The sequence below is a fragment of the Afipia clevelandensis ATCC 49720 genome (assembly GCF_000336555.1).
GTDB classification, from domain to species: Bacteria; Pseudomonadota; Alphaproteobacteria; order Rhizobiales; family Xanthobacteraceae; genus Afipia; species Afipia clevelandensis.
In genome coordinates this window covers 4,120,431-4,146,054 of the sequence record NZ_KB375281.1, presented here as the reverse complement: position 1 = coordinate 4,146,054, position 25,624 = coordinate 4,120,431, and the positions used below count along the sequence as shown (strand labels likewise).

Genomic DNA, 25,624 nt, shown 5'->3' with positions numbered 1-25,624 from the left:
GGGCAGCCAATCAGGAGGATGGCAAGCCCCTTATAAATCCAGTTACTCCAGACACCGCCGAACAGGAGTGGCGGGACGACGGCGATCAAGGCCGCAACAACCACCACACCGGGGGTGTAGTACCGGGAAAAGCGATCAATGAAGCGCTCTGTCGGAGCCTTCGATTCTTGAGCTTCCTCGACTAATCGGACGACACGCGCGATCGTATTGTCGGAAGCTGCGGCCGTGACGCGCACACGCAGCAAGCCATCACCGTTGACGGTACCGGCAAATACGATTTCCCCAGGTCCCTTTCGGACCGGTGTGCTTTCGCCGGTCACCGGCGCTTCGTCGATCCCGCTTTCTCCAGAAAGGATGACGCCGTCGGCCGGGATGCGATCGCCGGGTCGGATTTGGATGATCGCTCCGACCGAAAGACTGTCCGCCTGCACCTCGCGAACCAACCCATTTTCTTCCAGCCGGGCCGTTTTCGGAACAAGCTTGGTCAAGTCCTGGATGCTGGCACGGGCGCGACTTGCGGCCACGCCTTCCAAGAGTTCGCCAATCAGGAACAGGAAGACAACAGTCGCGGCCTCTTCGGTTGCTCCAATGATCACCGCACCCACGGCGGCGACTGACATCAACATTTCGATCGAGAATGGCGTGCCAGCCCGCGCTGCAGATAGCGCGCGCTTCGCGATTGGAACGAGCCCGACCATCATGGCGAAAAGGAATGCCCAACGCTCTGTAGCAGGAAAGAATTTGCCCAGTAGAAAAGCCGAGGCCAAGGCCAAGCCGCACGCAATGGTGAGCATCCCCTTGCGGGTTCGCCACCAAGCCTGGTTGCTCGAACCGGCCCCATCAACGTGCGAATGGAGTTGGTCGTAAGAAGCCGGGAGCGTTCCATCATCCGTCTCATCACCAGCGGGCTTGGCTGCAAGCTCTTCCACGCGCGTGATTCGATAGCCCAAATCCGAGATCTGGTTTTGAATCTTTTCGTTTTCCGCTTTACCGTCATGACTAACTGTCACCGTGCCCCGAGGTACTGAGACCGTTACGTCGCCAACACCGGGCATCCGTTGCAGGGCGTTTTCGATCTTCGTGGCGCAAGAGGCACAGTCCATCCCCTCGACACCGAGGCGCAAACTGCGTGGGGTGCCGGCCATGGGCGGGCTTTTGGTTGTGTGGCTGATCATGTTTTGCCTTCTTTGCGCAGCCTTTTATATAACGCCGCGACGGCGTCGGAAAAATTGATCGCCGAGTTCTGAGCGCAGTGATCTTCGAGGAAATGCAACTGGTTTACGAGATCGAACGTGACCGGATTGAGGTCGAGTTGTTCATCGACACCGCTGGGTCTGCTCGACAGAATTCCACTCATGAAGCCTTGTGCCCAAGCCAGATAGTCGCGACGAAGGATAGGGTTGGATCTAATATCAATGCTGAAACGCTGACACGTCGTTGCGCCCAGCCCGACAATCTTGGCTTGGGAAGATTGCGCCTGAACTGCAGACCATGAACCAGCGGCTGTCAGGAAAAACATTCCCACGGTCCATGGGAAGCACAAACGAAAGACGCTTGGGAGAGCGGAGCATATGGTGCGATGCGCCGGATTCTCTGGGCCGATGGGACGAAAGCCTGACCTTATCGCCATGAACCGCTATCCTCGTTTAATCATCCTATTTCTTGAATTTCGCCTGGCCTGATTTTCCGTCGGCTGTCTTGATGGTCAGCGTGATCGTCGCGCCCGCGGCAATCGGGGCCTTTGCCTCGCCCTTCAATGCGTTCTCTCCCGATGGCGCAAGTGTGACCGTCTCGCGCCCCGCTCCCATGGCAATAAGAGCGGCGCCCGTGAAGCCCTTTGTGGAAACCGGCTTTTTGCTTTCGTCAAAGACGTTGATCATGATTGTGCTTCCGGATGTAACCAGTTCTGCTTCAACTCCTGCGACATCCTCCATCTGCCCGCCATTCGGTCCCTTTTGGCTTCCATGGGAATGTTGCGCGAAAGACGGCACCGACCAGATGAGGGACAGCACAATGATTGCAATGTATTTCATGTTGTAACTCCATTGGTTGTGGGTTGAGGTCCTTCGCCCCTCTCGCCGTTCTCACGCCGGAAAAGAACGTAGAGCGCCGGCAGGACAAGAAGCGTGAGAAGTGTCGATGAAATAATTCCGCCGATTACGACGGTCGCCAGCGGCCTTTGAACTTCTGCTCCGGCGCCGGTGGCAACCGCCATCGGCACGAAGCCGAGCGACGCAACAAGCGCCGTCATGAGGACGGGCCGCAGCCTCGTCAATGCGCCCTCTCTGACAGCATCTATGATCGCGTGACCTTCGGAGCGCAGCTTTTCGATGAAGGTGATAATCACCAGCCCGTTAAGCACGGCGACACCGGACAGCGCGATAAATCCAATGCCTGCGCTGATCGAAAGAGGAATGCCCCTAAGCAAGAGCGCAAGTATGCCGCCGGTCAATGCGAGCGGAACGCCGCTGAACACCAAGAGCGCGTCAGGCATCGAACCCAAGCTCATGAAGAGCAGCAGAAAGATCAGAAGTAGCGCGATTGGCACAACGATGGTCAATCGCTGCGTTGCGGAGACCAGTTGCTCAAACTGACCGCCCCACCCGACCCAATAGCCTGCCGGAATCTTCACTTTCTCGGCGATCTGGCTTTGCGCATCGGCAACGAACGATCCCAGGTCCCGTCCCCGCACGTTCGCGGAAACAACGATTCGGCGCTTGCCGTCCTCGCGACTGATCTGATTGGGGCCCGGCGCGACATCGATCTGGGCAAGTTCGGACAACGGGGCGTATCTGATCTGGGCGAGCGGAGAATTTCCCCAAACTGCGCGCGTCGTCATCGCCTTCGCCTGCCCGTCGAGCGGAGGCAGCGGTATCGGAAGCGACCTGATCGCTTCCAAATTTGTGCGCAAGCGCTCCGGAAGCCGCACAACCAGTTCGAAGCGCCGATCGCCCTCGAAAACCAGACCAGCACTCTTACCGCCGACAGCGATCTCGACGAGATTTTGAACGTCCGCGACGCTGATGCCGTAGCGCGACAACGCCGCACGATTGAGCTTGACAGTCAGTACCGGCAGCCCCGAAATCTGCTCGGTCTTGACATCGGCCGCGCCCTGGACGTTCTGTATGACAGCCTGAACCTGTGCAGCAACTTGAGCCAGAACCTCCAGATCGTCGCCGAAGATCTTGACGCCGACATCGCTGCGAACCCCCGAAATCAATTCATTGAAGCGCAACTGAATCGGCTGCGAGAGTTCGTAGCTGCTGCCCGCGATTTCTTCGGCAGCTTTCTCGATGGCTGTGACGACCTCACTCTTTGGCTTCTTCGGATCCGGCCACTGTTCACGCGGCTTGAGCATCACGTAGCCATCGGAGATCGAAGGCGGCATCGGATCGGTTGCAACTTCTGCAACGCCAGTACGGGCGAAAGTTTCCTTCACCTCAGGTATCTTGAGAAGGCGCTTCTCGAGCATTTGTTGCATCTCGAGCGACTGCGTTAGGCTTGTGCCTGGAATACGAATCGCCTGCAGGGCGACATCTCCCTCGTCCAGGCTCGGGATGAACTCGCCGCCCATTTTGGACGCCGCGAAGCCGCTAATAATGACCAGGAACGCGGCCAGGAACGCAATCATGCCGCGATGCTGGATTGACTTCGATAACAGGGGAACATAGATGCGGCGCGAGCCGCGCATGAACCAGTTCTCTTTCTCCGACACTCGGCCAGTTACCAGCAGCGCGACCGCGGCAGGTACGAACGTCATCGACAGGATGCTGGCGCCAAGCAACGCCATCAGCACCGTGAGAGCCATCGGCGTGAACATCTTGCCCTCGACGCCGGTCAGCGTGAGGACGGGCAGGTAGACGACCGCGATGATGAGAGTGCCGAACAGGCTTGGACGGATAACTTCGCGTGATCCCTCCAGAATCGTCGCGAAACGCTCTTCGCGTTTGAGAACGCGGCCCAATTTTTGCTGCTCATGCGCCAGCAAGCGCAGACAGTTTTCGACGATGATGACGGCGCCATCGATGATGATACCGAAATCGATTGCACCCAAGCTCATCAGGTTGGCGCTGACCTTGTTTTCGAACATTCCCGTGACGGTGAACAGCATGGACAACGGGATCACGAACGCCGTTGCGATCGCCGCCTTGAAGTTCCCGAGGATCAAAAACAGAATGACGATGACGAGAAGCGCACCTTCCACGAGATTCTTTTCCACGGTTGCGATCGTGGCTTCAACGAGATGGGTACGGTCGTAGATCGCGCGGGCCGTCACGCCTTCCGGAAGCGACCGGCCGATCTGTTCGAGCTTCGCGGCAACGCGCTGCGCAACCGTACGACTGTTCTCGCCGATCAGAAGCATCGCGGTGCCCAGCACCATTTCTTTGCCGTTCAGCGTGGCCGCGCCGGTTCGAAGATCCTTGCCCTCTTTCACGTCGGCAACGTCGGAAATACGAACTGGCACGCCATTGCGCGACCCGATGACCACCTGCTTGATCTCTTCGATGTTGGCGACTTGTCCGGGCGTGCGCACCAGATATTGCTCGCCGTTGCGCTCGATATATCCGGCGCCGACATTGGCATTATTGGCAGCAAGCGCGGACATGATGTCGCGAAAGCTAAGTTTGTAGGCCATCAATTGCGCCGGATCAGGAAGCACATGAAACTGCTTCTCGAAGCCGCCGATGGTGTTGACTTCGATTACGCCCGAAGTGTTTCGCAGTTGCGGTTTGATGATCCAGTCCTGAATTGTCCGCAGATCCGTCGGGGTGAATTCCTCGCCGCTGGGTTTGAGCGCTCCTGGCTTGGCCTCAACCGTATACAGATAGATTTCTCCGAGACCGGTCGAAATCGGGCCCATCGCCGTTTCGACACCCGTGGGCAGGCTGTCCTTGACCTGCTGAATGCGCTCATTGACGAGTTGTCGCGCGAAATAAATGTCGGTGCCGTCTTTAAAGACGACGGTTACCTGGCTCAGCCCGTATCGGGAAAGCGACCGAGTGTTAAGCAGGTTAGGAAGACCGCCCATACCGGTTTCGATCGGAAACGTGATCCGCTGTTCCACCTCAAGCGGTGAGTAGCCCGGGGCGCTGGTATTGATCTGAACCTGAACGTTGGTGATGTCGGGCACCGCATCAATCGGCAGGCGCGTGAAATTCCACGCTCCGAACGCTGCCATGAGCAGAGCACCGATCATCACCAGCCACCTCTGGCGGATGGAAAACGAAAGGATACCGTCAATCATTGGACTTCTCCGGACGCTTGCCGATTTCCCGGATGCGAGCGAAAGAATGGATGGGGGTTATGAACACGACGCCATCTCCCTTCCTTCCGGTCCAGGCTGCAGACGCGATGCGGTCACGAATCTCATCGGCCAGTTCGGGTCGGCACACCAGCCGGAGTTCGAGAAAATTATGATATGTGAGATCGAATTCAGACGAGACATAGGCACCGCCTTGCCCTCGTCCTCGCCCCTGACCGCGGGTTTCGGTGAATGTGAAACCCGGAAAGTCAGGCAGGTCGTGAAGCATGCGCACCACGTGCCCTTCCATGTGCGGCCTAATCAGCGCTGTTACCAGCATCATGTCGCGATCAGTGTTCATGCGAAGCCGATCCTTTCGCCATCTCTGCCTTGACGATAAAACTGTTCTGGGCGGCATAGACGTCGCCCTCCACAAGGCCGAATGCTATTTCGACGATTTCCGGGTCGCGCCCGCCGAGTTCGACATCGCGGACTTCAAACTTGTCGCCGTTGCGGACGAACACGACGGTTCGATTTTCCACTGTCTGCAGCGCGGACGATTTCACCGCGACATTCACCTTCTTCGCCGACAACGACAGCCGACCAGTAATGAATAGGCCCGGACGCAGCCGTTGATCTAAATTTAGCACGATGGCTCTCGCGATTGCGCTCTGGGTGTCGCTGCTTCCGATTGGAGCCAGATAGGCAATCTTCGTTTCGATCGGCGGACCACCGTCGGCCGGATCGACAAAAACCTGGTCGCCGACGCTGACGCGGTTCAGATCGCGGCGGTAGACAGAAAGATCCACCCAGACGGTTGACAGATCCGCGATAACAAACGCCGGCTTTTGCTCGGAAACGTATTCGCCCAGTGTGGTCTGGCGATCGATCACCGTACCCGCGAGAGACGCCTTCAGTTCATAAGGCGTAAGGCTCTGGTTGCTCTCGACGATCGCAAGAACATCGCCCTTTTGGACGCGATCGCCGACCCGCTTGCGGGTTTCGCGCACGATTCCGGGAAATCTCGGCGTGACCTGCACCAGCGATTCCTGGTTTGGCTGGACAACGCCGTTCAACAGCAGGCTATCGCGCAAGACGCCGGGTGATGCCTTGGCAAGTTCGATACCGGCTGCGGCCACTTTGGCGTCGCTCATTTCGACCCCTTCGGAATGTTCTTCCTTTTCCACCTTTTCCGTCGAGCCTGGTTTGGGAGTTGCCGGCGCCAGCAACCGATAGCCGCCATAAGCAAGCGTCCCGACAACTAGCAAAAACACCGAGTACCGAATTAGTCCTTTGATCATCTTGAACTCTCGCGGGTTAGCGAAAACGGGTTACCGACGAGACCTTCGATCGTCGCGATGGCGATATGGAAATTCTGCAAGGCCTCCTGCTCGCGAAGGAGCGCCTGCAAAACCGAGCCCCGGACGTCGAGCAGCTCGAGCAAGGTGAACCTGCCTTGCGTGTAGCCGCTCAGGATAGTCTCAGAAGCGCTGCGCGCCTTCGGGATGACCGAAGACCGCAGCAGCTTGAGTTCCGCAAGCGCTCCAGTCAGCGTGTCGTAGGCACGGCCCGCGATGCTGATGAGGACGAGCTTGTTGATGGCGCGCTCGGCATTGGTCTTTGCCAACGACTCCTGGGCCGCGATGATGTTGCCGGTGTTTTGGTCGAAGATCGGCAACGGAATCGAGACGCCCAAGCGCACGGCGTTGTCGTTGGTGTCCTGATAATGCCGCCAACCCGCCGAAATGCGCGGGTCAGGGATCGCTTTTAGGCGCGCGATGAGCAGTTCGGCATTGCGCTGGGCAGTGACGGCAGTCCACCGCATGAGCTGGGGATTGGCTTCGATGGCGTTGACGACCGCCTGAAAAGAAGGTGGCTGGCCAATATTCGCAAGCCGCCCGACCGCGGTTCCGAAACGCGGACTGCTGTCGCCCATCAGGATGGCCAGATCCCGCCGCGCTGTCGCCAATAGCGTTTTCGACCGCTCGCGTTCGACTCGAAACAGATCGGCCGCGACCTGGGCCCGCAGGGTCTCGGCTGGCGACGAAGCGCCCTCCTGGACGCGTTTTTGAAGCAGTGGAATGAGCGTATCGAAGCTTGCAATCTGCTCGTCGAAGATCTCGATCCGGCGTTGGGCGCTGATAATCGTGATGAACGCGATCGCGGTTTCCGAGAGGACTTCGAGACGCGTCGCGCGCCTTTGCCAGACCGCGCTTCCTACGCCGGCTTCGCCGGCGGCAAGACGAGCTTCGCGCTTCCCTCCAAGCTCGACGAGTTGGCTGAGCTGTAAAGTTGTCTCGGCAGATCGCGTTCCCTTGTAGGGACCCGAGCCAAGGGCACTATCCAGTTCAAAGGAAACGTCAGGATTAGGCAACGCTCCAGCCTGAATGCGAAGCCCCCCTGCTATCCCGATATCGCGTTCAGCGGCTGTTAAGCGCGGATTAGCCGACAGCGCCCGCTGCAGGGCCTGCGGCAGCGAAATGGAGCGCGTGGGACGCGGTTCGGTGGCTGCAGCGGGAATTGTTATCATAAGCAATGCGCAAATCACGCGCAAAGCCGTTCGGACGAAAGACATAATACTGACCTGAAAACGGAGAAACGGCGACGCGAGAGAGCCGCGTCGCTACGACAACGTTCAGATCAGATTTTTGGGGGGTGGCGTGTCGAGCCGGGGGTGGTCTTCGACCAGGAGCGTCGGTTCCCTGAATCGTGGCCCAATAAGCTGAGCCGAAGGAGTAGCAACCCGGGCCAGGACCGGCACTAAAATCGGTGCATAGACTTGACAATACTCACCGCCGGCGGACAATTTTTCGGAGTTTCCGTCGTCGAGACCGTCCGTTGCCAAACTCGCTTCAAGCGCAATCGTTGTTGGAATGACCTTGAAACCTGCGATCGTTTCGTTCACATGCGCGGTCGCATGGGCCAGTCCAACAAAAAGATAAACGAACGCCAGAAACATCACCAGCGCGGGGCGAACGCGCAGCGCTCGCTGATCAGATAGATTCCGGCTGGTCCGATGTTCCATATGGTCCGAATAGCAAATTCCGTTGCTGAACACTATCACAAATTGACTGAAATCATCTTCTCCGGAGTTTGATTTTCACCCGAAATTACCCTAGCGGTGGTCCAGTCAGTCGATTGCGACTATACTTTGAGGCCCATACATGAGTGAAGGTCATTCGCACGGAGGAACTATCCCATCGGCGGCTGGCCGACACCGGAAACCTCTCTATATAGCGCTCTCGCTGACCTTGACTTACATGACCGCCGAAATCGTCGGCGGGATCTGGACCGGAAGCCTTGCGCTGATCGCCGACGCCGCGCACATGGGAACCGACGCCGGCGGCTTAGCTCTGGCTTTATTTGCAATTTACTTCGCCCAGAAGGCCGCAACTTCACAAAAGACGTATGGCTATCTGCGCACTGAAATCCTCGCCGCATTGACCAATGCCGTGGTGCTGTTGCTGCTCACGGTTTACATTCTTTACGAGGCTTACAAACGATTTCTGTCGCCGCCCGAAATTCTCAGCGGACCGATGCTGGCCGTCGCCGCGGTCGGCCTTGTCGTCAATCTCATCAGCATGAAGCTGCTTTCGGCGGGCTCTTCGGAAAGCCTCAACGTCAAGGGTGCCTATTTCGAGGTGCTCAGCGATATGCTCGGTTCGCTGGGGGTGATCGCCGCCGCCCTGATCATCATGTACACCGGCTGGACCTTGGCCGATCCCATCATCGGCGCCGGCATCGGCCTGTTTATCGTGCCCCGAACCTGGACGCTGTTAAAGCAAGCTGTCCATATCCTAATGGAGGGGGTTCCGATCGAAATTGATGTGCCTTCACTTGAAAAAGCATTGCTGGAAATTCCCGGTGTGACCGCCGTTCATGATTTGCACGTCTGGAGCATTACATCCGGAACGGATTCATTGACCGGCCACGTGGTTGTCACCGACATGAAAGACGCACGGGCAATCCTGATGAACGCAAAGGCCGTTCTCGAGGAGAAATTCAAGATCGATCATGTGACGATTCAGATTGAGGACGAGGAAATGCGAACGGCCGAGCCTTTGCTGCGCATCTGAAGCTGGCCTGTCGGTCCCCGACCTACACAAAGTTGCCTGCCGCCGGATCAGCCATTGCATCAGTCTGATTCCGGAATGAAATAGCGAGTGAAAGATATTCGGCACCGCACTGGCTCAACTGCGGCGTGCGCGGATTATGGCGATGCGGCCGACTATCTCGGAAACGGTGTTCACGCGACGCACACCATCAAACCCTGTCTTCTTGATTAAGTGCAACCAGCTGCCGTCGAGATGGGACTTCGCGGTCTCAGAACCGAACAAGTAGCCGGTGCCGCGAAGCGCGTGGATCTCTCGCGGGTGCAGCGGTTGGTCGAAGTCGGCAATGTGCAGTGTACCGCCGTGCCGCAATACTCGCCTTATTTCCTTGAGGAGGGCAACCTTATCACTCTGCCGCAAAGGATGCAGCGCGAGCGATAAGATCACCTTGTCGAATGATGCAGCATGGCAACCGATGCAATACTGATCCCCGTGCAAAAGCTCGAGATTGCTTAAGGGGTCGCGGACGCCCGTGCTTGATCCCGCAGGCTGTACGGCAGAAAAACGTACTGCGGGATGCTGACGTGCAAGCACCTCGCACAAGCTGCACCCCTCCGCGCTCACCTCCAAGACTCGCTCGCCTGAACGTAGCGCTGCGTCCTGTATCAGCGGCTCACGCCAGTTTCGCGCCCGAATCGTTAACCGATAGCCCCATTTACTTACGAACATGAGCAAGCGAACACGCACCGAACTCATGAGTGATGAAGGGCGAGTTATAGGCATGTCAGTTTGACCGCCAGCATGCATGTGTCCCCGGCAAGCGCTTGATTGTTGTCCGCCGGAGGGAGTTCGCTGGACAAGAATAGTATCTCCATATATCTGGCCGTTGACTATGTGTTGGTGCCACCCATGATCGCAGCGTCATTGTTCAGGATATCCTTTCCGGTCATGAACACAGCCGAGGCTTCGCTCGCGAGAGGTGAAAGCCATTGGAGCGTTTGCAAACGAAAGCTGAGAGTTGGTCGTCCATCTTAACGCTCGCGAACCAATGCAGGTGAGGTGACCGGCATTTCTAGCGGCTCTCCCTTTAACGCCTCCAGCCGACTGACCTCGGCGACGTTGAAGCTCGCATATGATGAGGGTGCCGCGCCCAATAAGCGCCGATAACTTTTGTGCATGTCTCCATCGAGATAAACGCGTTTAAATGCACCAGTGCCAGCGCGCACGAGCTGAGCTACCTGTTGGGTATCGTTGCGTTGCTTTTCTCCAACGAGTGCCGCTGTCTCTGGTTCATACAATAATTCGGGACAAGGTCGCGAGGCCTGAAGCGGGCCGCGAGCGGCGCTCGCATTGAAAACGTAGTTTCCGCCGCACGCGTCAACTCTAGGCTCTTGACGCACAACCTCGAAATGATCTGAACCTTCCTTCAGGTTTGTCCAAAATGCAAAATTTGGATCGGCACGGTATTTGGCAAGATTCTCAGCCGTCATGCGAAACGGCAATGCTTGAACCTGGATGGCCTTTTGGCCGCCGGCGAATGCCTCCCGCGCAAGCGCATATATTTCAGCCATCCCATCATTCGTCATCGCGTAGCATCCGCTCGAAGTGCATTCACCATGCACCATCAAATGGCGTCCAGATCGACCGTGCGCCCGATCGACCTCGTTCGGAAATCCCAGATCGAATGAAAGAAAGAGCTCCGAGCGAGGGTTCATTTGCCTAGGCGTAACGAGATAAAATCCTTCGGGGGCCTGACGGTCTCCTTCCCGAGTCTTTGGACCTAGCTGGCCGGACCATCGACAAATGCCGTACGTCTTCAGCAAAGCGTAACGGTCGCTGCTCTCACGTTTCCACACTTCAAGTTCATTTTCCTGTTTGAAGATGCGCACCAAGATCGGGTCTGACGAGGTCATTCCCTTGGCCTGCATGTCTGACAATAAGACGGTGGGTATCGGCCGCAGATGCTTAGCAGCGTCAAACTGAGGCGTCGAACATCCCAGGAGAAAGACTGAAACCATAAGTGTGGCGATGATCTTCGACAATTCGAACTCCGAAGCGTTATAGAGTGAAAGCCGCGCTTACAAACATCAGCGAATTTGTCGTGCGCTTGCGGTGTCAGCGCTGCTACGATGTCCGACGAAATGCATCATCAGCAGAGATGTTCCGCAGACAATTCCAACGTCGGCCATGTTGAAAGCCGGCCAGTGCCAATCCCCGAGATGAAAATCCAAGAAATCCGGCACAGCACCGTGCCGTAGGCGGTCCGTAGCATTCCCCAGCGCTCCACCGACAACCAAGCCGATGGCAACACGCACGGATGGGGTGTTAGCGCGACCCAGCCAGACCAAAAGGGCGGCGGAAATCGCGATCGCGTATGCAGCGAAAATCCACGCCGGAACGCCAAGGGCTCCAAACAGCCCAAAGCTAACTCCGGTGTTCCAGCCCAGCACAAAGTTGAAAAGCGGCGTGATGCCGATCGCCGCTGGCGGATTCATGAGATGATTGAGTATCCACCATTTGGTGGCTTGGTCTATCACGTACCACGTTGCAGCCAGCGCTAGTGTTGCTCGCATCATCACACTCTACCTGCGCGCCTGCTCAGCCGATTTGGCCCAGCATCGGAAAAGTTTCCATGAACCAGATCGCAACGTCAGTTAGATGACCCGTTATCATTGCAACTCCCATAGCGATCATCACGAATCCTGAAATTAGCTGCAAAATGCGACCGGCGCGTCCAAATTTTCCCAAGCGTCCGACAAAGCTGCTGGAAAAAAGCGCCGCCAGAACGAACGGCAACCCAAGGCCGAGAGAGTAAATGGCAAGCAGCGCCACACCGCTCGCGCCGGAGGAAGACGAAGCCGCGACCGCAAGGATTGCGCCAAGGACCGGACCAATGCAGGGCGTCCATCCAAACGCAAATGCAGTACCGAGGAGATAGGCAGAGACCGGCCCTGTGCCCGGCCGTGCGATTTGCACGCGCGTGTCGCGCTCGATCCAATCAGGACGCCAGAGGCCTGTCGTAAAGATACCAAACAGAATGACTAGCCCGCCGCTGAGTATATTGATTTGGTATCGGTAAACTGCGAGCACCAAGCTCAAGGCGTTGGCGCCGGCACCGAGTGCCACAAAGATCGTCGTAAATCCGAGGACAAAGCATACACTCAAAAACAGTACGCGAAGCTGCTGCCGAGCCGGGACCGATTGATCGCCGTCCGCCGGTGGGAGGCTTTGACCTGCGACATATGAGATGTATGCCGGCACCAGGGGAAGGACACACGGCGATAGGAACGAGACCGCTCCAGCCGCGAACGTCGTGACAATGCCGACGACGGAAAGGTCGAGCGTCATCGGTGTATGGCCTTAAACGAATCTATCAACCTGAGAACCTTCATCCACCAGCTCATTTTAGTGAGAGCACACCGTTCCGCGTCTGCAGTCAGAGGCAATCGGCTACGGCTATTCGTCGATAGATTTACGTCTGAGCTGACTGGTCGCGGCTTAATAGTCGTAGCCCGTTCAGCACGACCAGCAGCGAGGCCCCGACATCGGCTGCGATGGCGCCCCAAAGCGAGGCCCATCCGACGATCGTCAGACCTGTAAACAGCAATTTGACAGCAAGCGAAAAGCCGATGTTTTGCCGAATGATCGCCAAGGTGGCCTTGGAATGACCAATGAGCCAAGGCAGGCGCGATAAATCGTCCTGCATGAGCGCAATATCTGCAGTCTCAATGGCAGCATCAGAGCCGATTGCTCCCATGGCGATGCCAACGTTGGCGCGAGCCATCGCGGGAGCGTCGTTCACGCCATCTCCAATCATAGCGACATGGCCGTACCGCGCGACCAATCTTTCAACAGCTTCGACCTTTTGTTCGGGCAAGAGCTCCGCGTGCACCTCATCGACGCCAGTTTTCTGCGCAATCATTTCGGCAGTGGCCTTGTTATCGCCAGTTAGCATCACGACGCGCTCGATACCTGCCGCGTGTAGGTCGGCCACAATACGCTTGGCCTCGGGTCTCACCGCATCGGCGACGGCAATCAGCCCCCAGATCTCGCGGTCATCTCCAACGCCGATAACGGTGCGTCCAGCGATTGCAAGAGCATCGGCGGCTTGAAGCGCCTCGGCCGAATTCGAAAGCCTGTCGTATTCTTGGATCAAACGACGAGAACCTAACCAAGCTTCTTGCGCGCCGATGCGTCCTACAACACCTTTGCCGCGCACTGCCTGAACCCCATTGGCGGGGACCGCCGCAATACCGGCTTCGGCCGCTTTTTCAAGGATCGCGTGGGCCAAAGGATGCTCGCTGCGAGCTTCAAGGGCAGCCGCCAACTTTAGCAGTTCGCCCTCGCTGTGATTGTTGAAGGTGACGAGCTCAACGACTTTGGGGCGGCCTTGCGTCAGCGTGCCGGTTTTATCCATGGCGATTGCCTTGAGTTTCGACGGTGTCTCGAGGTGCACGCCGCCTTTCACCAGCACGCCTTGTTTTGCTGCACCAGCCAGAGCCGCCACGATGCTGACCGGAGTGGAGATGACGAGCGCGCAGGGGCACGCGATGACAAGAAGAACCAGGGCGCGATAAAACCATACGTCCCATGCTCCGCCGAATATAAGCGGCGGAATGATCAACACCGCCACCGCAAGCCCCATGACGCTCGGCGTATAGATTCGGGCAAAGCGTTCGACCCATTGCTCGGAAGGCGCGCGGCGGCTTTGCGCGGAGCCCACCATTTTGATGATGCGGGCGAGCGTGGTGTCTTGCGCACCCTTTGTGGTTTCGATTTCCAGCGCACCTTCGCCATTGATGGTTCCGGCGTAGACCACAGAACCTTCCGATATCGAGACGGGGGCGCTTTCGCCGGTGATGGGAGCTTGGTTCACTTCGCTTGCACCGGTCAGGACGATTCCGTCGAGCGGAATTTTATCGCCAGGCCGTACAACGATGTGAGCACCGATTGACACCGCCGCGACGGGAATATCCTTCTCCGTTCCGCCTGCAAACTTCACGCGTGCAACGGCTGGAGCCAGTTCCATCAGCGCTGCTACGGCCCGACGCGCGCGCCCAAGGCTCCACGCCTCCAGCGCCAGGGCAAGCGCGAAAAAGAATGAGACGGTGGCCGCCTCGAACCATTGATGAATGGCAACCGCGCCCACGACGGCGATGACCATCAACAAGTTCATGTCGGGCCGCAGACGTCGCGCGGAAAGTAGGGCCTTCGGTGCAACATATCTAATCGCACAGACAATGGCCAATGCGTACGCCAAGATGGCGGCAATTGGAGCAGGCGCGAACACCCCCGGAGTTTCGCTGAGCGCTGCAAGCACGCTCCCCGCAGACGTAGCATGAATGGCAAAGCCAATTGCAGTTAGTAGACCGCTCGCTGTGGTCAGAAGCGATTGGGTATGTCGCCTGCGGTCCTCGGCATGTGCACCTTCGGTCTTCGGGCCTTCGCTCCACGGTTCCGCACGCATGCCCGTCCGCGCCACGGCCTTCTCAATGCTGGCCGCGAGGGTTGCGTCCGGATTGCCGCTCACGGACATCCGACCGTTGATGAGGTCAAATACAAGCCTGTCCTCGCCGACCAACGGCCCGACTTCGCGCTTGAGAGCGGCGACTTCGTCTCCGCAATCCATGCCATGGATTTTGAACACAGCTTCGCCTGGGATCGCGGCAGGTACGAGAGGGGTGAGTGCAAGGTCGCTGGCGCAACCAGTACAAGAAGGGTCCGCCGCTGGCACACTCAATGGCAGCTTTTGGTCACGTAACAGTTCCGCGACCATACCAGTGGTTGCGACTGCATCCTTAATTGCATCAGTTGCCACCGATACACTTGGCGTAACGTCCATACGACCGGCCTTCGTGTCAAAGAAGAGGTTATCTTCGCCACCTATGAGCGGACCAACCGCACTCTTGAGTTGACGAACCTCGTTTTGGCAATCGAGGCCTGTCACGCGGAAAGAGAGCGGTTCGGTCGTCGGGCTATCGGCCCGCAACGTCGCTGTCATGCCAGTTGCCGCGACCGCCGCAAGAATTGCGTCCAAACTTGAGACGCCTGCATCGATCGTCATTAGTCCGTGTTTGATGTCGAACGAGAGACTCTCGTCGCCACCGACTATAGGACTGAGGGCAGCCCTGAGGACGCGAACCTCATTTTGGCAATCAAGGCCTTGAACTTGGAATCGGAATACCCGTGAGCTTGTAGGCACGGAAAAATCTGTCACTTGTCACCTCGACTTTTTCGACGTGACCGCTCATATACACCCTCTAGCAACTAGAGGGTCAAGGGCGCATGTCCGTGCAACTCCTAAAAATCGGCGACCTCTCCAAGGCGACTAACACCAAGGTCGAAACGATACGGTACTATGAGAACATTGGCCTTATCCCGGCGCCCCGTCGCACCACGGGTAATTTCCGATCATACGCGCCGGAACATTTGGCCAGATTAAGTTTCATACGTCGGGCGAGGGAACTGGGTTTCACGTTGGGCCAGGTACGAAACTTGCTCGACCTTTCCGACGAAAAGCGGAGATCCTGTGAAGCTGTCGACGTAATTGCTCGAGAACATCTAAGACAGGTAGATCGTAAGATCACGGACCTAAGGGCCCTCCGGGCCGAGCTGGATAGCGTGATCAATCAGTGCAGTTGTGGAACGATTGCCGATTGCCGCATCATCGAAGCGTTGGCTCCGGCTCAGTGAAAGCAGAAGGCATGTACGAACGTTGCCTACTTGCAGTGCGCAGCCCGCGATTTTGCGAATACCTAGCGGCCTTCGACCACCGCGATTGTGATGGATCACCGAGCACCTGCGATGGCACTGTTCCTACTTATGAGGGCCAATCCAATATTCTTGCGATCGATGATTGGTCCTCTGGGCCGATGGGACCCAATCCTGAACCTATCGCCATGAATCATCTCCTTGCTCAAGTCCTATTTCTTGAACTTTGCCTGACCTGATTTGCCCTCGGCCGTGGTCAGCGTGATCGTCGCGCCCCCGCAATCGGGGTTGGCCTCGCCCTTCAACGCGTTCTCTCCCGATGGCGCAAGTGTGACCGTCTTGCGCCCCGCTCCGATGGCAATAAGTGCGGCGCCCGTGAAGCCTTTTGTGGAAACCGACTTTTTGCCTTCGTCAAAAACGTTGATCGTGATGGTGCTGCCGGATGTCACCGGTTCGACTTCGACTCCTGCGACATCCTCCATCTGTCCGCCATTTGGTCCCTTTTGACTTCCATGGGAATGCTGCGCGGATGCAGGCGCCGACCAGATGAGGGAAAGAACAATGATTGCGATGTATTTTCTGTTGCAACTCCGTTGTGCGGGAGTTGAAGTCGTTCGTCCCTCTCGCTGTTTTCACGCCGAAACAAAACGTAGAGCGCCGGCGCCAGTTGCGATCGCCATGGGCACGAAGCCCAGCGATGCGACGAGTGCCGTCATGAGTACGGGCCGCAACCTCGTCAGCGCCCCTTCGCGGACAGCATCGATCAGGGCGCGTCCTTCTTCGCGTAGTTTTTCGATGAAGGTGATGATGACTAGGCCATTGAGTACGGCCATGCCGGACAAGGCGCTGAAGCCAATACCAGCGCTGATCGAGAGCGGGATGTCTCGCAACAGAAGCGCTAGAATGCCTCCGGTTAAAGCGAGCGGAACGCCGCTAAAGACTAGGAGTGCGTCGGCGGCCGAACCCAAACTGATGAACAGCAGGATGAAGATCAAAAGCAGCGCTATGGGAACGACGATAGTCAATCGTTGTGTCGCGGAAACCAGTTGCTCGAACTGGCCGCCCCACCCGATCCAGTAACCAGCTGGGAGTTTGACCTTCTCTCCGATCTGCCGCTGCGCGTCACCACCGACGAACGATCCCAGGTCTCGTCCCCGTACGTTGGCGGAAACCACGATGCGCCGTTATCTTCACGGCTGATCTGATTTGGCCCCGGTGCAACGTCGATTTGAGCAAGCTAGGACAGCGGGGCATAGCGGATCTGCGCAAGCAGAGAATTCCCCAAAGTGCTGGCATCGCCTTGGCCTGATTCTCCAGTGGTGGCAACGGAACGGGCAGCGATCTGATCGCTTCGACATTGGACCGGAGGTATTCGGGAAGCCGGACCACAAGATCGAAGCGCCGGTCACCCTCGAAAACGAGTCCGGCACTTTTTCCGCCGACCGCGATCTCGACCAGGTTTTGGACGTCGCCGACACTGGTTCCATATCGCGACAGCGTCTGCCGGTTGAGCTTGACGGTCAGCATTGGCAATCCGGACACTTGCTCCGTCTTGACGTCTGCAGCGCCGTCGATCGTCTGTAAGACGGCTTGCGCCTGACCTCCGAGTTGCGCCAAAACGTTCAGGTCGTCGCCGAATATCTTGACCGCCACATCCGCGCGAACGCCAGAAATTAACTCGTTGAATCGGCGCTGAATGAGTTGCGAGATTGCATAACTGCTGCCGGGAATCTCATCCGCCGCTTTCTCGATGTGGGTGATAAGATGCGCTGAAGCGCCGACTTGGCAGCAGGTTACGGCGGAGTCGGTTCTGCGCATCTGAAACTGGCCTGCCGGCCCCCGACCTGCACGAAGTCGCCGGCCGCCGGATCGACCATTGCGATATCACGGGCCGGCGACGGGCCGGTTGGCAAGATTCTCATCTTTACATCCGTCCAATTTATCTCCGAACTCGCGTAGCAGGAACAGACTGACATCGTCGAGCGAGTCATGATCTTTGCGGAACGGCTGCTCAAGCGTCTCGATGAGATAAAGCGCATATACAAACATATAGGATATGAAGCCAAAAATCAGCGCCGTACCGGGCGAGCCTTCAGTCTCCAAGAACAGCAAAAGCAGCACGATAGCTGCAACCAACGTCTTCACCAAAATGTACACGGAAGGCACGAATTGCATGCTTTGAATGTGATAGATCCGGAAGACGCATCTGCGCAGTTGATCCTGCTGGCCGCGCAGCCGCACGATGAAATTCGCCGGCATGCCCAGGACATCCATTTGCGCAACCATCGGGGTGAGCTTGTCGATTTCGAGAATAGCTGGCCGCAGATCCTTGTGGGCTCCCTCGTGTCCAAGCCCCCTCTGCAAGACGATAAGGATGTTCCCGAGTATTATTCGCAGCGGACCGACTTTGAAATCCGGGCACTTCTCGGCAAAACAGACAGCGTCGTCATGGATTGCCTCCAATGCCACGCGAATGTCGGCCGGCAACCGCTCAGATTCTTTGTAGTCAGAAAGAACGCCCGACAGGAGAAAGCCAATGATGAAAATCGCTCCGCCGATTGCGCTGGTCAACAGCGTGCTCAGCGTCACGAATTCGAACTGCATCCAGTGAACAAACACCTTGATGGCGCTGATCGCGACGACCAATCCCGCCACGAGGAAGAATAACTTAAGCTTCTTCAACTCGTGATGCCCGTTGATCCATTTCATAATGCGGAACCTTTGCGATCGAATGGGACTTTATAAAGACCATCTCTTTCTCGCAAAAAGGTGGACCTTTTGTCGCGTGTACGTTTTGCCATAAACGGGCATTGAGGGAGTGATAGCTACTACCGCACGGGAATTGATTTGGCACGCAGGACGTGACAGAATTTATGTCTCTTGCGGGATTCATGATTGCTCTCGACCGACTAAGGGAACGTTGCCATGAAAACCATCATCACGATTGCGGCCGGCGTTATTCTTTTGAGTGGTGTCGCAGCCGTAACTCCCGCAGCAGCCTTACCGGCCTCCGGGACCGCCATAGAAGCGCGAAGTATTGCTGCGAGCGAGCAAGTGCAGCCGGTTCATATGCGCCGGCATCGTCATCATAGGCACTACGCGCATCGACGTTATCGTGTTAATCCTTATTACGGCTATGGATACGGTTACGCACCACCTGTATTCATACCCTTTGGCTTTGGTCATCACGGTGGCCACCATTTCGGTGGCCATCATTTCGGTGGCCATGGCGGGCACCACGGCCATCACTGAGTTCGCAGAGCGCGCCTGGACACGGGAACCGAGTGGTGAGCGCTGGCCGTACACCCAAGATGTCGCATTGTGCTGCGTCGCGAAGGCGGCATCGTACCAAGCCGTAGACCTAATTTGATTCGCCGTGAAAAGGGGCCGCCGTGGGCGAGACCACGCTTATCCATCTTTCGCGCCTGGTGGTTCTCAGGCGTCAGCTCGACGTCGCAGCAAATAACATTGCGAACGTCGAAAATACCGGCTTCCGTGCTCAGCATCTTTCCTTTCAAGAGTACCTCAAACCAGAAAGCAATCAGGTCGTCGGCATCAAACCCGAACGTCCCCTCTCTCTGGTAGACGCTGCATTTGGATTTACGGCGGATTCGCCCGGGGGGCTGCAGATCACAACGAATCCGCTCGACCTGGCGATCAACGGAAATGCCTATTTCGTCGTCCAAACCCCTCAGGGAGAGCGCTACACCCGAGACGGATCATTTAGTCTTGATAAATCGGGCCGGCTGGTCACCATGGAGGGCCACACAGTTCAAGCTGGAAATGGCGCTGTAACAGTGCCCACCCAAGCTGACAGCATCAGTATCGATGCAAGCGGGCGGATTTCGACCAAGCTGGGCGAACTGGGCCGGTTGCGGCTGGTCCAATTTCCAGAACGCGGCAATCTGCATGCGGTCGGCGGAAATCTGTTTCGATCGGACTCTGCACCGGCTGCAATTTCGGATGGCTCTGCGAAGGTACTGCAGGGTATGGTAGAGAAATCCAATGTCCAGCCAACCGTCGAGATAAGCCGACTGGCCGAAATCAACAAAGCTTACGAAATGGTGAGCAAGTTGTTGAAAAGCTCACAGGATGTGACTGAGTTAAACAGGCTGGCTGATGTACCCGATTAGCTGGCCTGAATTGACTTGGGCCGGCTGCTTTTGACTGGGGCACGACGACGTCAAAATTCTCCGCGCAGGCGGCCTGAGAACACCGATACCGGGCCGCGGTCCGCATTGTACGCCGGATTAGTGATGGACTGATAGTCGGCGGTCAGCGTGATCTGCTTGTTGAGGGCCAGCGCATAATAAACCTCAAGGATTTTCTCTTGCCGGTAATTGATTTGCCCGTCACCGATCAGCACGCCGAGGCCGCCGGCCGCGACAAAGTCGCGATGGTCCTTCGATAGGGCATTGAACGCGCCGCCGATCCCGACGACGTCGTCCGGCCTTCCCCATGAGGTGCCCTTGATCGACGCGCCGAATGCAAGGCTGGCGTCGATGTCGGTGAAGACCATAATCTCGGTCTTGCCGTCGTTCCAGCTCCACCGGCCGAATACGCCGATATCGTCGGTGATCGCCTGCTCGACGTTGAACACGTAGCCATACTTAATCCGCCCGCGGCGCGTCTGGCTGATGTCGAGATTGAGCACCGGATCGTTCAAGGTGTCCCGGTAACTGCCGGAATAAGCACTGTTGAGCCAGGCGATGGTGCGGAATTTCCCCGGCTGCGAAAACAGCGAATAGCGCGTTTCTAACTCGAGGATGTAGTTGCCGCGCTGAAACACCTTCATGTCGAAATTGCCTGAGTTCGATTCCGAAACCATCAGGAAATAACCCGCGCGCAGCGCCCAGTATCTCTGGTTCAGTTCGGCCGTCACGCCATATGTCAGGCCGACCTTGTCGGCGGAATAGTCGAACGCGCCCGGCGCCCATATCGACCAGTTCATGAAGTCCTTGCGGGGATCCTTGGCGTAGGCATTGCCGTCGAAAACATCGGGGACGGCGAATTTTCCGGCCTGCAGCGTCAGCCGTGAGACGTCCGCTTTCCCAGCGAGTTGACCGGGGCCGCTGGGCAACTCTTCCTGCTTGCCGCCGAAGCCGAATGTCTGGCGCAGGTATAGTCTCGACGGGTTGAAGCGCGGATAAGGGAAGTTCGATTTTTGCGCCTCGCCGCTGGTAAAGCCGGCAAAGCCAACGGTATTGCTGAGGCCGAAGCCCTGAAGCAATTCAGGGTTGAAGTAGACTTCGCCGCCTTCCCACAGCCGGGCATTCAGATAGAGGCTATTGCTCCATGTCGCCTGAGACTGGCGGCCGGGCGTCAGACTATTGGTGCCGCTATACGGAGCATGAAATCCGGGATAGCCCTGCGACAGATACGTGGTCTGTCCGTGGACCTCCCAAATATCCGATGAGAGCGCGGCCTTTGTCGCTGCCAATCGCGGTTCGGTACTGCCGGGCCAGTCGATTTTGCGGTTCAGGCCGAAACGAAGCGTCTGAAAATCCAGCGTCGAGGCATAGCGGGCTCCCGATGGCAGCCGAACGTCGGCCGACCAAAAATCGTAATAGAGATATTCCAGCCGCGCCGTCCAGTGCGGGTCGACGACATATTCGAATCCGGCACCGGCAGCCCAGCCGGTGCGAAGCTGGATATTTTTCTCTTCCAGTCCGCCCGACAGGTCACTGGCAAAGCGTGTGCCCTGCCAAGCGAATCCACCGGTCGCATAGACCATCCAGGATTGTCCGGCGTAACCGATGCGCGCGCGGGCGGACCCGACGTAATCCATCTTCTCGGTCAGACCGGACTCGGCCGCTCTTGGAGACGACACGACCGCGTTGGAGTTGATATAATTTGGAAACGTGATGTCGGCCTCCACGCCGAGCAAAACCCGCGAGGGCAAGACGACATTGTACCCGACGTGCACGCCACCATTGATGCCGTTGTAGGAATGGGAGAGTGTCGATGGCAGCGGATTGAACAGCGTCGCGCTGGAGTGCCCCCAGCCGTACCCCATATGGGCGCCGATATAAGGGCCGGTCCAGTCGAAGTATGTTTCAACGCGCGGCGCCTTGACCGGCGTGGCAGACACGTCGGCCGCCTGAGCGGCATCGAGCGACAGCGCCCCGAGCACGATCCCGGCGAACAGGCTTTTCAAGCTATTCGCGCCGCGACGCGTCTCGATGATGACGTTTTGGCCTCGCAGCGTCATAAAATGCCGCCATTCCTAGTCGTAAAAGTTACTTGCGAATGACTATCAAATACTTGTTGCGAACCACTTGCAACAAAATTCTTGCGAATGGATAGCAACAAGTTGCTGCTTTGGGACCGGCCAGCCATCGCATTGCGGCAGTCGCGTAACGTCGCTCGTCTGAAATTAGTGGTCGCCTCCGGCCTGGGAAAAGCTGGTCATGGAGACGGCGCGGAGGAGCGTCTCAAATCCAAGGCTTCTCATACCGCCGCCGGCGACACCAAACTACGAGCGCGCCAAAGTGCAGACTGACATGCGCTTCGGCTGTGTGCTAGCGGATGCCGGTTACGGCCTCAGCGCGCCCTCCCGTCAGGGGCTCACGACACGCGGCCTTGCCCTAGGCCGTTGGTACTTCAATTCAACCACTCAAGTCGCTTGTCTCGATCCTCAATGTCCGGCTGGTCAACAGGAAGGATGCTGCCTCCGGCGATGGCATGACCCAGTTCGGCCGAGCGCTGCATGTGCTGAACATTGACATCATTTGTGCCAACTCCTCAACCCAGGGCCGCGTGGAACGGGCCCATAGCACGTTGCAGGATCGGCTGGTGAAGGAGATGCGGTTGTGCGGCATCGATACCATCCTGGTCGGCAATGCATTCCTGGAGACGTACAACGCGGGCGCTTCGACAATCGCGATATCCATCGTCCGTCGCGGCGCATGACGATCTCGACGATGTCTTCGCCTGGAAGGAAGAGCGCTCGGTCTCGATGAACCTGACGCTGCAGTACGACCAGATGCTGTTTATGCTCGAGCCCACCGGGATCGCGCGGTCGCGGGCGCGCAAGCGGGGTCACCGTGATCGACTATCCCGACGGGCGGCTGGCGATCCGGCACAACGGCGTCGATTTGCAGTACCGCACTTTCGATAAGCGTCCGCAGGTCAACCAGGCTGCGATTGTCGAGAACAACCGCTTGGGCCCGATCCTCGCCTACGTTGCTGAACAGCAGAAGCAGCTCGACATGTCCCGCTGGGCCAAGGCGCCGCGCCGGCGCGGCCAGAAGAACCACATATTTAAGGTCGGCTAGAGCCGACGGATCACCCGGCGCGAAAAACTCAACCCCAACCATAGAAAGGCGGCTCTCCCGACCGAGTGACATTTCTAACCGGCGCAAATCGTGACTTCCCTAAATGTCGGCGACAGCATCCGGTTGGGCCAACGATCATTGAGCTAGCATTGTGGACGACCACATCATGAATTTCAGATTGCCAATAACCGTGAATAGACCTGGCATCTCATGAAACTCCCTGCGCGATGGATGAAAGATGACAAAGTTATATATTCGCGCTCTTGAGGCAAGCTGCGTTACCAGCTGAACGCATCTTGCCTGCCAAGCGGAACACCTAACATGTGCTAGATCCGCCTTAAGAGGTACCCGTTGACGCGTGATGCCGATGGCGTGGTTCTGGATTTTGTCCGGAGATGCGCTTTTTCATTTGGCGAAGCTCCATAAACAGGGAGCACTCGTCGTGAGCCAGCTATCTATCGTAGACCAATCACTTAGAGCCGCCTGAGATCGATGTATTGATCGGCGAGCTATCTGCTAATGTCGACGATTCGGCCGACGCAGTGCCGCCGGTTATCCCCGGCCCTGCTGTTACTCAGCCTGGCGACGTTTGGCGCATCGGCAATGCAGTGACTCGACGCAGGCCGCAACCTTCCAAGCTCTTCTTGGCGGCGAACAGCGGCAAAGATTAAAACGAAAAGGACACCCCGTTTCCGAGGTGCCCTCTCGTTAGAACAACCGAGACAGTACGGCTATCGTCGAGGCCAAAGTTGGGTGCAAGGAGCCCCTAAGCCAAGACGGTAGGTCGTACCGGGATGGCTGACTGGCTTCGAGACAGAGAAAGACATCCAGGGCAGCGTCATCGCAAGTTACGCTCACCAACACAATGATGCGTTCATCAATATGAATGGATGTTCAAGGACTGATCGCAAATTTAATGTGACGCGCTGGAACGGAGAGCTTCTGCGGCAATTAGGATTTTACATGCTTATCAATGGAGTGAGGAAATGAAAAAGTTAGCTATTTTGCCGTCGGTGCAGCTGCACTGTTCGGCGGTTCCGCCGCAAACGCAGCAGACAACTCAGTGACGGCGCAGGCTGCAGCCCATACTGCGCAGATTGCCGAGTTCAGTTCGCAGCATCGGCGTCATCGTCATCACTCACGCCACAGACACGTTCGCCCCCACGGTGGGAGCTATGGCTACTATGCTCCGCAGGCTTACTATGCCCCACAGCCTTACTACTACGGCGGTGGACCCAGCATCGGATTTGGCTTCGGAGGCGGACATCACGGTGGTCATCACGGTGGACACCACAGCGGCCACCACTGACAACTGGAGAAGCAAAGCCCGCAGAAGTGCGGGCTTTTTCGTGCAGGTCCATTGAGCAATATGAACAGTCATTCAAGTACCCGTCCTCGAATTAACGCCGCATGTCGGAACATTCGAAGTGATCGACGATTGTCTCATACACATATAGGAGTTGATTGTATGAAAAGTTTTGCTATCGCAATGGCCCTCGGTGCAGCTATGCTGCTTGGAGGCTCCGCGGCAAACGCCGCAGACAATTCGGTAAAGGCGAATGCCTCAACGGACGTGACGCAGTCCACTGACTTTAGTTCACGCGATCGGCACGGGCGTAATTACCGTGTCCAGCGTATTGTACGTCCGAACCATTCTTACCGCAGTAGCTCTGGCCACGCGCCCCGTTATGGCAATAGACGAGGTCACGGTGGAGGCGGTCCGAGCGTTACCATCGGGGTTGGCGGCGGTGCACACAGCGGTGGTGGTGGACACCGGTAAAAGAATAAAAGCCCGCAGCAATGCGGGCTTTTTTCATGCTGCACACGATGCATTTTGCGACGTGTCAGCCGCGCTGATTTTGCTATCGCGTAGGCCATCCGTCATATTCTTCGATAGCGATCATTAAGCCCCCAAGGCGGCGTTCGTCCGTAACACCCGGGCGATGTGAGTCACGTTGCGTTTTTAACAGGGCGCCACAGAGTGCATACGTTGGAATCAGCGGTGCTCTGAGCGTTACCACAGCGTACCGGAACACGCTCCGACCAAAATCTTGGAGAACATGGTTTCGTGCGCCGCGTCGCGTCCAAGGACGATGCGCGAGTCGTCCTAATGTCGCTCACCGACACGACCCACAAGAAAATTGCGAATCTGTTTTCCCGGCAGGCGGTCGCTGATAACCTCGTTCTCCGATCAGACACTCCGGGAGCTCACCGACAAGCTCTCGACGCTCAAAGGGCGCCTCGCAAAGACCACGCGGGTGATCGCCGCAGATATTTGACGGTCACGAATTCGCCGCCGCATGGCCTGTGCCAAGGCTTCCATTTGCGGTTACGGATTGCGG

General features: G+C 57.2%; 20 protein-coding genes and 2 pseudogenes. 5 read left to right on the top strand and 17 right to left on the bottom strand.

Translation table 11 applies throughout. From position 1 onward, the window contains the following. The 8 genes from HMPREF9696_RS22065 to HMPREF9696_RS19805 form a co-directional block, all read right to left on the bottom strand. The coding region (locus HMPREF9696_RS22065; RefSeq protein WP_002714840.1) for a heavy metal translocating P-type ATPase at positions 1-1,175 on the bottom strand (1,175 nt) is incomplete at its 3' end. Continuing rightward, positions 1,172-1,519 (bottom strand): hypothetical protein, encoded by a 348-nt coding sequence (locus tag HMPREF9696_RS19835; RefSeq protein WP_034461932.1) that lies wholly within the window; start codon positions 1,517-1,519, stop codon positions 1,172-1,174. The genes HMPREF9696_RS19835 and HMPREF9696_RS22065, both read right to left, overlap by 4 nt. Before the next feature lie 136 nt (positions 1,520-1,655). Continuing rightward, positions 1,656-2,033: a hypothetical protein gene (locus HMPREF9696_RS19830; protein WP_002714838.1), complete on the bottom strand. Its 378-nt coding sequence runs from the start codon at positions 2,031-2,033 to the stop codon at positions 1,656-1,658. Then, positions 2,030-5,245: an efflux RND transporter permease subunit gene (locus HMPREF9696_RS19825; RefSeq protein ID WP_002714837.1), complete on the bottom strand. Its 3,216-nt coding sequence runs from the start codon at positions 5,243-5,245 to the stop codon at positions 2,030-2,032. Before HMPREF9696_RS19825 ends, HMPREF9696_RS19830 begins: the two co-directional genes overlap by 4 nt. Then, positions 5,238-5,603 (bottom strand): P-II family nitrogen regulator, encoded by a 366-nt coding sequence (locus HMPREF9696_RS19820; RefSeq protein ID WP_002714836.1) that lies wholly within the window; start codon positions 5,601-5,603, stop codon positions 5,238-5,240. Before HMPREF9696_RS19820 ends, HMPREF9696_RS19825 begins: the two co-directional genes overlap by 8 nt. Next, entirely contained in the window at positions 5,593-6,543 is a 951-nt protein-coding gene (gene ihpB / locus HMPREF9696_RS19815) for a divalent metal ion exporter adaptor subunit IhpB (RefSeq protein WP_002714835.1), read from the bottom strand. Before ihpB ends, HMPREF9696_RS19820 begins: the two co-directional genes overlap by 11 nt. Then, a complete protein-coding gene (gene ihpA / locus HMPREF9696_RS19810) occupies positions 6,540-7,817 on the bottom strand; it encodes a divalent metal ion exporter subunit IhpA (RefSeq protein WP_002714834.1) in 1,278 nt (425 codons plus the stop codon). Before ihpA ends, ihpB begins: the two co-directional genes overlap by 4 nt. A gap of 60 nt (positions 7,818-7,877) precedes the next feature. After that, positions 7,878-8,267: a hypothetical protein gene (locus tag HMPREF9696_RS19805; RefSeq protein ID WP_040301648.1), complete on the bottom strand. Its 390-nt coding sequence runs from the start codon at positions 8,265-8,267 to the stop codon at positions 7,878-7,880. A 139-nt stretch (positions 8,268-8,406) separates the two neighbouring features. Between HMPREF9696_RS19805 and HMPREF9696_RS19800 the strand changes: the two genes are divergently transcribed. Continuing rightward, positions 8,407-9,318, top strand: coding sequence for a cation diffusion facilitator family transporter (locus tag HMPREF9696_RS19800; protein WP_002714832.1), 912 nt, complete (start codon positions 8,407-8,409; stop codon positions 9,316-9,318). Between the two features lie 114 nt (positions 9,319-9,432). On the opposite strand, the gene HMPREF9696_RS19795 is transcribed toward HMPREF9696_RS19800, so the two are convergent. The 5 genes from HMPREF9696_RS19795 to HMPREF9696_RS19775 form a co-directional block, all read right to left on the bottom strand. Next, the gene (locus tag HMPREF9696_RS19795) at positions 9,433-9,888 is read right to left on the bottom strand and encodes a class I SAM-dependent methyltransferase (protein WP_245259275.1); all 456 of its coding nucleotides are present in this window, start codon (positions 9,886-9,888) and stop codon (positions 9,433-9,435) included. Positions 9,889-10,325: 437 nt separating this feature from the next. Further along, the gene (locus tag HMPREF9696_RS19790) at positions 10,326-11,336 is read right to left on the bottom strand and encodes a L,D-transpeptidase family protein (protein WP_002714830.1); all 1,011 of its coding nucleotides are present in this window, start codon (positions 11,334-11,336) and stop codon (positions 10,326-10,328) included. A 45-nt stretch (positions 11,337-11,381) separates the two neighbouring features. Next, positions 11,382-11,870: a signal peptidase II gene (lspA, locus tag HMPREF9696_RS19785; protein WP_002714829.1), complete on the bottom strand. Its 489-nt coding sequence runs from the start codon at positions 11,868-11,870 to the stop codon at positions 11,382-11,384. Positions 11,871-11,892: 22 nt separating this feature from the next. Further along, positions 11,893-12,642 carry a cytochrome c biogenesis CcdA family protein gene (locus tag HMPREF9696_RS19780; protein WP_002714828.1) on the bottom strand — a complete coding sequence of 250 codons (750 nt, stop codon included), beginning with the start codon at positions 12,640-12,642 and terminating at the stop codon, positions 11,893-11,895. A 124-nt stretch (positions 12,643-12,766) separates the two neighbouring features. Beyond that, a complete protein-coding gene (locus HMPREF9696_RS19775) occupies positions 12,767-15,358 on the bottom strand; it encodes a heavy metal translocating P-type ATPase (RefSeq protein WP_002714827.1) in 2,592 nt (863 codons plus the stop codon). A gap of 221 nt (positions 15,359-15,579) precedes the next feature. Between HMPREF9696_RS19775 and HMPREF9696_RS19770 the strand changes: the two genes are divergently transcribed. Further along, positions 15,580-15,987 carry a MerR family transcriptional regulator gene (locus HMPREF9696_RS19770; protein WP_040301646.1) on the top strand — a complete coding sequence of 136 codons (408 nt, stop codon included), beginning with the start codon at positions 15,580-15,582 and terminating at the stop codon, positions 15,985-15,987. A gap of 230 nt (positions 15,988-16,217) precedes the next feature. On the opposite strand, the gene HMPREF9696_RS19765 is transcribed toward HMPREF9696_RS19770, so the two are convergent. The 3 genes and pseudogenes from HMPREF9696_RS19765 to HMPREF9696_RS19755 all read right to left on the bottom strand — a co-directional run bounded on the left by HMPREF9696_RS19765 (position 16,218) and on the right by HMPREF9696_RS19755 (position 18,714). After that, on the bottom strand, positions 16,218-16,577 hold the full coding sequence (locus HMPREF9696_RS19765) for a hypothetical protein (RefSeq protein ID WP_081602423.1): 360 nt from the start codon (positions 16,575-16,577) through the stop codon (positions 16,218-16,220). 81 nt (positions 16,578-16,658) lie between these two features. Then, a pseudogene (locus HMPREF9696_RS19760) lies at positions 16,659-17,757 on the bottom strand (efflux RND transporter permease subunit); the annotation flags it as partial. Positions 17,758-17,889: 132 nt separating this feature from the next. Further along, positions 17,890-18,714 (bottom strand): hypothetical protein, encoded by an 825-nt coding sequence (locus HMPREF9696_RS19755; protein WP_002714823.1) that lies wholly within the window; start codon positions 18,712-18,714, stop codon positions 17,890-17,892. Positions 18,715-18,930: 216 nt separating this feature from the next. Here HMPREF9696_RS19755 and HMPREF9696_RS21410 point away from each other — a divergent pair, with 216 nt between their 5' ends. Then, on the top strand, positions 18,931-19,257 hold the full coding sequence (locus tag HMPREF9696_RS21410) for a hypothetical protein (protein WP_081602422.1): 327 nt from the start codon (positions 18,931-18,933) through the stop codon (positions 19,255-19,257). A 140-nt stretch (positions 19,258-19,397) separates the two neighbouring features. Further along, a complete protein-coding gene (locus HMPREF9696_RS19745) occupies positions 19,398-20,138 on the top strand; it encodes a flagellar hook-basal body complex protein (RefSeq protein ID WP_002714821.1) in 741 nt (246 codons plus the stop codon). Positions 20,139-20,188: 50 nt separating this feature from the next. On the opposite strand, the gene HMPREF9696_RS19740 is transcribed toward HMPREF9696_RS19745, so the two are convergent. Then, positions 20,189-22,216: a carbohydrate porin gene (locus HMPREF9696_RS19740; protein WP_002714820.1), complete on the bottom strand. Its 2,028-nt coding sequence runs from the start codon at positions 22,214-22,216 to the stop codon at positions 20,189-20,191. Positions 22,217-22,656: 440 nt separating this feature from the next. On the opposite strand from HMPREF9696_RS19740, the pseudogene HMPREF9696_RS21400 reads away from it, so the two are divergent. After that, positions 22,657-23,282: pseudogene (locus tag HMPREF9696_RS21400) on the top strand (transposase family protein); the annotation flags it as partial. Between the last annotated feature and the right edge of the window lie 2,342 nt (positions 23,283-25,624).

Bases quoted from the DNA above. Each gene is read 5' to 3' on its own strand.
- HMPREF9696_RS19805 (WP_040301648.1), bottom strand. From the start codon at position 8,267: ATGGAACATCGGACCAGCCGGAATCTATCTGATCAGCGAGCGCTGCGC.
- HMPREF9696_RS19775 (WP_002714827.1), bottom strand. From the start codon at position 15,358: ATGACGATCGATGCAGGCGTCTCAAGTTTGGACGCAATTCTTGCGGCG.
- HMPREF9696_RS19800 (WP_002714832.1), top strand. From the start codon at position 8,407: ATGAGTGAAGGTCATTCGCACGGAGGAACTATCCCATCGGCGGCTGGC.
- HMPREF9696_RS19780 (WP_002714828.1), bottom strand. From the start codon at position 12,642: ATGACGCTCGACCTTTCCGTCGTCGGCATTGTCACGACGTTCGCGGCT.
- lspA (WP_002714829.1), bottom strand. From the start codon at position 11,870: ATGATGCGAGCAACACTAGCGCTGGCTGCAACGTGGTACGTGATAGAC.
- ihpA (WP_002714834.1), bottom strand. From the start codon at position 7,817: ATGTCTTTCGTCCGAACGGCTTTGCGCGTGATTTGCGCATTGCTTATG.
- ihpB (WP_002714835.1), bottom strand. From the start codon at position 6,543: ATGATCAAAGGACTAATTCGGTACTCGGTGTTTTTGCTAGTTGTCGGG.
- HMPREF9696_RS21410 (WP_081602422.1), top strand. From the start codon at position 18,931: ATGAAAACCATCATCACGATTGCGGCCGGCGTTATTCTTTTGAGTGGT.
- HMPREF9696_RS19740 (WP_002714820.1), bottom strand. From the start codon at position 22,216: ATGACGCTGCGAGGCCAAAACGTCATCATCGAGACGCGTCGCGGCGCG.
- HMPREF9696_RS19825 (WP_002714837.1), bottom strand. From the start codon at position 5,245: ATGATTGACGGTATCCTTTCGTTTTCCATCCGCCAGAGGTGGCTGGTG.
- HMPREF9696_RS19770 (WP_040301646.1), top strand. From the start codon at position 15,580: ATGTCCGTGCAACTCCTAAAAATCGGCGACCTCTCCAAGGCGACTAAC.
- HMPREF9696_RS19820 (WP_002714836.1), bottom strand. From the start codon at position 5,603: ATGAACACTGATCGCGACATGATGCTGGTAACAGCGCTGATTAGGCCG.
- HMPREF9696_RS19835 (WP_034461932.1), bottom strand. From the start codon at position 1,519: ATGTTTTTCCTGACAGCCGCTGGTTCATGGTCTGCAGTTCAGGCGCAA.
- HMPREF9696_RS19830 (WP_002714838.1), bottom strand. From the start codon at position 2,033: ATGAAATACATTGCAATCATTGTGCTGTCCCTCATCTGGTCGGTGCCG.
- HMPREF9696_RS19755 (WP_002714823.1), bottom strand. From the start codon at position 18,714: ATGAAATGGATCAACGGGCATCACGAGTTGAAGAAGCTTAAGTTATTC.